Origin of the sequence: Streptococcus sp. 1449 (assembly GCF_013276805.1) — a bacterium.
GTDB classification, from domain to species: Bacteria; Bacillota; Bacilli; order Lactobacillales; family Streptococcaceae; genus Streptococcus; species Streptococcus pseudopneumoniae.
This window is the reverse complement of record NZ_VMLS01000105.1, coordinates 1-1,053: the sequence shown is the minus strand read 5'-3', so window position 1 is coordinate 1,053 and position 1,053 is coordinate 1. Positions and strand designations below refer to the sequence as shown.

Sequence of the window (1,053 nt, the reverse complement as noted above, 5' to 3'; positions counted from 1 at the left end):
GAACCACTTCGACGCTGATCATGGTGGTACAGCGTGATTCCTTGCTTCTCAGCTTTCCCAGACAAAAAAGTCCAATAGTAGGTCAGATGGCTATCACTCTCTAGCACCCTATAAGAAGTTTCATCCGCATGAAGTAAGGGCTGAGTCAATAGTCTCTCTCGCAAGAGGTTATAGAGGGGCTCCAAATAGTATTGACTCGCCTTGATATGCCAATTAGAGATTTCCTTACGTGTGATTGGTAAACCCATCCTAGCCCAATCTTCTTCTTGGCGATAATTGGGGACCTTCAGATTAAACTTCTGATGGATGGTGTGAGCGATAATAGAAGCTGAGCCAAGGCTATGCGCCAAAGGGGCTTTAGGGATAGGAGCTTTCACAATTTTATCACTCGGATTTTTCTCACTGCATGCTTGGCATTTGTAAGAGTGTTGGATATGATCTATGCGTTTTAATTGCGCAGGAATAAAGACTAATTCTTGGCCTTGAAGACTCGCTCCAATCTCTTTTAGCTCTCCCTGACAGTCAGGGCAAATGCAGTCCTCTAAGCGATGATGAACTTCTTCTGAATCAAATTGGGCAAGATGGAGCCTCATAATCCAGTTTAGCAATGATTTCCTATCCATAATTTGGGCATTAGGGTCTTTGATAACGAGTAGTTTTGTAATAAAATGTAATTGTTCCATATGAATCTTTCTAATGATGGTTTGGTTGCTTTTCATTATAGATCTTATGGGACTTTTTTCTACAACAAAATAGGCTCCATAATATCCATAGGGGATTTTCCTACTACAAATATTATAGAGCCAAAATCTCCAGCCTAGAGAATTCATGAGGGTCTGAAAGGGTCAGGTATTTATGTTTTGTCATAGTAGAGCTCATTTCTAACTCAAACGTCTCACACTAAATTCCACCATAAAAATCTGTTTTAGGCCAATTTCCACTTTGACCAGACAAGTGGGAGTTATCCGAATCATAATTTTAGATAAATATTGGGAAAATACTTGACATATATGTTGTAGAGGAGTATAATGATTGTGATTCAGGTGATTCAGG

The 1,053-nt window shown here is 39.7% G+C and carries 1 pseudogene; it reads right to left on the bottom strand.

The features are described 5' to 3' along the window. Positions 1 to 623 (bottom strand): annotated as a pseudogene (locus HT687_RS11340) (IS66 family transposase); the annotation flags it as partial. Positions 624 to 1,053 lie beyond the last annotated feature (430 nt).